Below are 5,299 nucleotides of genomic sequence, written 5' to 3'. Positions count from 1 at the left end.
GGAAGCGTAGAATGGTTCATGGCGGGTGGGTTCTCCCAGAAATGAGGCGGATCGGATTCAACAACCAAATCCTAAGTCATCTCAGGCACTTGAGCTACACCCGCCAACCCTCCATGAATTTTCCGGGCTAACTACACCTTCCGCTGCTGCACTCATCACGCTCATTAGAGCGAAAACGACGCCTGAACTAAAAATTCAGCCCCCTAAGGAGAGGGCTGTTAACACTATTTTAGGATCTCGGACCTCCAATCTACGGAAGAAACCGCTCCGTCGGTGATAATCCGTAATTAGGAGAGATGAAGTGGCTGTCCCACAACTGAAACATGACCATGTTCCTCAGGAGGAGATTAGGGGACCGAGCCGCAAGGTCAGCCTCGAAACCATCCGCACTCATGCGAATGAGCTCTCAGAGCAACTGAACATTCAGCGTAAGAAGATGTTTCCTCCGGTAGCTCAGAAAACGCTCCGGAAATTCACTTCTGGTGAGGCCGCCAAACTTATCGGCGTTGCCGATGCTTATCTTCGTCAGCTTTCGCTTGAAGGGAAGGGCCCACAGACCGAGGTTCTCAGCAATGGCCGGCGCATGTACTCCCTTCAAGACATCCACGACCTCCGCGCCTATTTGGACGACAATGGCAAGGCTGGTCGACGCTACGTTAAGCACCGTTCGGCTGGAGAGCACCTCCAGGTTATTTCATGCGTCAACTTCAAAGGTGGATCTGCCAAGACCACGACAGCGGCCCACCTTGCTCAATATCTAGCCCTGAATGGATACCGCGTTCTCGCGGTGGACTTAGATCCTCAGGCTAGCTTCACCGCGCTACACGGCTTTCAACCCGAGTTCGATGTTCACGACAACGAAAGCATCTATGCATCGATCCGATATGATGAACATGCGAGAGATCCCCGAGAAATCATTCGTCACACCTACGTTGCCGGACTCGACATCATCCCGGCTAACCTCGAGGTCATGGAGTTCGAGCACGATACACCGACGGCTCTGGCGAACCGCTCTCCAGATGATCCAATGTTCTTCGAGCGGATCGGTATCACTCTCAATGAGATCGAGAATGATTACGACATCGTCGTGATCGACTGCCCGCCGCAGCTTGGCTACCTCACTCTCTCTGCCCTCAGTGCATCAACATCGATCCTGGTAACGGTCCATCCGCAGATGCTGGACGTGATGTCGATGAGCCAATTTCTTAAGATGGCCTCCGACCTTCTGGAGGTCGTCAGAGGGGCAGGGGGCTCCGCTGAATATGATTGGTTCAGATATCTCGTAACCAGGTTTGAACCAGGCGATGCGCCTCAGAGCCAAATGGTGGCGTTCATGCGCGACATGTTTGGCGAGTTCGTCTGCAAGCATGCCATGGTCAAGAGCACCGCGATCTCCGACGCAGGAATTACTAAGCAGACCATCTATGAGGCCAGTCGCGAAAGGTTCTCAAAGTCGACTTTCGACCGCGCGATTGAAGCTATGAACAACGTGAACTCCGAAATTGAGCATCTCATCAACAAGGCTTGGGGGAGGGTCTGATGGTAAAAAAGCACTTTGCAATGCTCAAGGTTGAGAAGAACGCCGATCGCTCCCTGATGCCTGAACTCGCCGTCGTTTCACGTCCGGATAGCGTCGGCTTCCCGGATGTCGTTCTCGCAGAAGTCGCTTCCGCCCTATCTGAGCAGAGCTCGAGTGAGGCCCTACCGGTGACTGATGTCTCTTCAGCTCCAAGCACACCCGCAGGTTCCCCAAGCGCCAAGTCCCGAACCGGCGGTTGGGCAGATCGGATGAAGGGCTCTCGAGCTGTCGGATCCGTCGCGACTGCTCTGGGCGATCTCCGCGACCACAACAATGCTGAAATCGCTGAACTCAAGCGACAGCTTGCGGAAGGCCAGCCTATTGTCGAGTTGGAGACTGACAAGATCGATAGTTCCTTTGTTGCCGACCGGATGGACAGCTCCGATGAGGCGACAGAGGAACTCAAAAGCCTGATTGAAGATCAGGGGCAGCTTGTTCCAATTCTCGTGCGCCCCCATCCGGAGCACGCTGATCGCTACCAAGTCGCCTTCGGCCACCGCCGGCTCAAGGCTGTGCGCCAGCTGGGTAGAAAGGTTCGTGCTGTCATCCGCAAGATGACGGATGAGGAACTGATTATTGCGCAAGGTCAGGAGAACAACGCGCGCCTAGACCTTACCTATATAGAGAAGGCTAGATTCGCCTCGACCCTGCTCCGATTGAATTTCAGTCGAAAGGCAGTTGAGCAAGCCCTGACGGTGAACCACTCGCAGGTGGTCTGGTTCAAGCAAGTTACTGATGCTATTCCTGATGAGATCCTCATCGCCATCGGTCGTGCGCCAAAGATTGGCCGCCCTCGATGGCTGCAATTCGCGGACGTCATTGCCAAACCAGGGAACGTCAAGAAGGCCCGATCCATCATTCTTACCAATGGTTTTCTTGCTCAGGCTTCGGATGATCGCTTCAGCTATTTGGCAAAAGAACTGATTGAAAAGAAGTCTGAGGCGCCACAGCAGGCCGTTTGGACAGATCCAAATGGGCGAAAGCTGGCTACCTTCACTTACACGGATACTAAATGTACCGTGCAGATTGATAGACGCGACGACCCAGACTTTGCCGCATACCTTTATTCGAAGCTCGGAGATATCTACCGCGATTATGAGGCTGATAAGTCCGCCTCGGAATAAACTAGAATGGCAGGAGCCAAGGCTTCTGCCTTTTTCGTCTTACGAGGGAATCTCCCACACGTGATCTGTTAGTTACAGCTGTAACATCGAGCACCCTCTAACCAGTTCAGGTCTCGTCAACGACGACTTCGAGCTTACCGTATTTCGCCCTTCAGCAACGATCTCACGCGACCATTGGAAATGGGCCTCCGAAGTTTCAGGGCCGCTTCAGTCGGGGCGTTTAGCCTGATCTCAAATTCCTCAGACGTGGTCGGGATCACCGGCATCGCCGCCGGGTGAATGGGTCCTACACCACGCCATTCGGCTCCAATGCGAGGAATGAATAGAGCAGGTGTTCACCTTCAACAGGATCAGCCTTCGTTCCACACACGTCGGTCCATGGATGCGAAATGCCAGCAAAGGAGAGAGTAGGGGAGGTATGAGTTAAAGTAAGAACTGCTATCCAGAGACGATTATCTGTACATAGTCAGCTGTTGTGTTCAATCGATCGTTTGCAAACGTCTCTCAAGCCATTTTGTTAACTAGCAGGGGAGGGGAGGGCTTCCCCAAGGCTGACAAAAGTACTTTGAAAACAAAGGCTTTAGAGGCTCGGCTGGCAGCAGGAGGCCTACATAGGTGCCCGTAATCAGATCTCTGATGAAGTAGCTCACGATGCAGCCGAGCGATCTGGCGTTTATGCAACCACCAGACCGTAGCCATTCCCTAAATATCTTCCTCTGGCGTACCTACTTCCAATGACATCAAAGTCTTAGCCCTTGGTGGAAGCGTGACTTTGGGAGGTAACTGGGGCATTTTAGGGGGCGAGGGATTCCTCCCTTCGGGCATTCATGATTCAATCCCGGCATGACCTCGCCTGATCGTTCCAACAAGCCGCTGTCCTCGACAGCCCTGCGCGAGCTGGTCTCGGAGTAACCGGGGCAGATCAGGGGGCGAGGGATTTCTGCAGACCGGCCTTCGTGATTCAATCTATGGATGAGCGTGCCGACTGGTAGTTCCGACCCTCCACCTGAGCAGACGGGAACCCTCCCGGCCCTGACTTTTCCCCATACCCGTAAGCGATCATCACAAACAGCACTGCTGCCAGGGCAAGTACCAGCCCCATGAAGATCAGGACCATAGCAGTGCGGGTGTTGGGACTGTCCTCGTGCATGATGTGTCTCCGTGGCAGGCTGATGAGCGGATAACGCCTGAACGTCAGCAAAGCAGATTGCGGGCGGCGGGCCTCAGGCTGCTTGGATGACAAGGTCGGCGAGCGGCGGAACCCTCGGCTGACCCGTGTTCAGTCCGAGGCGGTCGCCGAGATAGGCGAAGAACGACAGTCCGAGCTTGCGGCAGGTCTTCGAAAGCCCCAGCATCACATCCCGTGCCACTCGGCCATCAGAGCTCATCGTGCCGCCGGAGATCTTGCGCTTGATCACCCAGGCGCGCAGGTCATTCTCGGACGCATTGGTGTGCAGCGGGATTTCCGGACGCTCGAGCACCCGCAGCAGTTCGCCCTTGAAATACGCAAAAATAGTCGCTGCAACAGATTATCGAACCAGAGTTGGCAACGAAAACTTCATCAAGAAGCCAGACACTCGCCTGACCTCGCATCATCCAACGGGCGCTGGGTTTGACGGCAGTCCACTGGTGCCCAAGACCAGGATAGCATGATCCCGCAAGATCCCTTGGCACAATTGCACGTTGAAGTGGCTTCCACTTCCTTCGACCTCTTGCAGATCGCGCTTGGCGTCGCAATCCTCGTCGTGGTGGTCTTCGTCCATGGTGCCGGCATCCGGCGGATCTCCCGCTATTTCTCGGAACGGTGGGTGCATGTGACCACGAAGACACCGCATTGGCGGGTCAATCTCTTGTTCGGCAGCGTCATCGCGCAACTCGTCATCGTTCACCTGATCGAGGTGATGATCTGGGCATTGCCGATTTACTGGCTCAATCTCATCCCCGAGCTCTCAGCCGCCGCCTTTTTCGCGGCCGAGACCTATACGACCCTTGGGGAGGGTGCTGTCCGGCTGCCGCTGAGCTGGCGGCAGTTAGGCCCTATCATCGCGGTCTCAGGGCTTTTCACCTTCGGCTGGACGTCCAGCGTGCTTGTCTATGTCATGACCCAATTCGGGACACTCGACACGCACCATGCTGAGCGCAAGAAAATTGCTGAGTCCGACGCTGCGTAACTTCCATCACTCGGCGATCCTGCGGTACGGTCGGCAGCATCCCGCCTCCAACCTCAGCCGAGATCCACTGCTGTCATTCCGCTTGGCCTGTGCACCTGCAATCAAGGTAGCAGTTTTCTGAATTGGCCCGATCGCTGCTTCCGGGAAGTGCTGTCCGAGCTCAAGGACCGTATTGAGCTTGGTTCATGATTGCTCCCGCCAGATCTGGGTGTGCAACTGCCAGGTCTGAGCATGCTCAATGGTCTGCACATGAAGCAGTGAGCAGACCTTCACGGGGGCAAGCTGAAGGGCAGTCCATGACCCACTGGAAACCTTCATAGATTGAGCCATGTCTCGTGTTGAGACGGTTCAAGCGTCAAATTGTGCAATCGGCGACGCAACTGGGCGGTCTCACCCATCGTCAGATCTCGCTATGGTGGATCCTG

4 protein-coding genes and 1 pseudogene are annotated in these 5,299 nt (G+C 55.1%); 3 read left to right on the top strand and 2 right to left on the bottom strand.

Annotation, left to right across the window (positions count from 1 at the left end; all coding sequences use genetic code 11):
* Window positions 1-346: 346 nt before the first annotated feature.
* Both repA and repB read left to right on the top strand, forming a co-directional pair.
* Window positions 347-1,540 (top strand): plasmid partitioning protein RepA, encoded by a 1,194-nt coding sequence (repA, locus tag FS320_RS37385; protein WP_338105639.1) that lies wholly within the window; start codon window positions 347-349, stop codon window positions 1,538-1,540.
* Complete coding sequence (repB, locus tag FS320_RS37380) at window positions 1,540-2,703, top strand: plasmid partitioning protein RepB (protein ID WP_152717364.1); 1,164 nt, start codon at window positions 1,540-1,542, stop codon at window positions 2,701-2,703. The genes repA and repB overlap by 1 nt, the downstream gene beginning before the upstream one ends.
* 961 nt (window positions 2,704-3,664) lie before the next feature.
* Here the strand turns inward: repB and FS320_RS37375 are convergent.
* Both FS320_RS37375 and FS320_RS37370 read right to left on the bottom strand, forming a co-directional pair.
* Complete coding sequence (locus FS320_RS37375; protein WP_152717363.1) at window positions 3,665-3,853, bottom strand: hypothetical protein; 189 nt, start codon at window positions 3,851-3,853, stop codon at window positions 3,665-3,667.
* Window positions 3,854-3,926: 73 nt separating this feature from the next.
* A pseudogene (locus FS320_RS37370) lies at window positions 3,927-4,202 on the bottom strand (IS66 family transposase); the annotation flags it as partial.
* Window positions 4,203-4,352: 150 nt separating this feature from the next.
* Here FS320_RS37370 and FS320_RS37365 point away from each other — a divergent pair.
* Window positions 4,353-4,874, top strand: coding sequence for a two pore domain potassium channel family protein (locus tag FS320_RS37365; protein ID WP_152717362.1), 522 nt, complete (start codon window positions 4,353-4,355; stop codon window positions 4,872-4,874).
* Window positions 4,875-5,299 lie beyond the last annotated feature (425 nt).

This window comes from Microvirga tunisiensis, assembly GCF_009296175.1.
Taxonomy (GTDB): Bacteria; Pseudomonadota; Alphaproteobacteria; order Rhizobiales; family Beijerinckiaceae; genus Microvirga; species Microvirga tunisiensis.
Note: the sequence above shows the minus strand (reverse complement) of the source record. Positions and strands in the feature narration are given on the sequence as shown.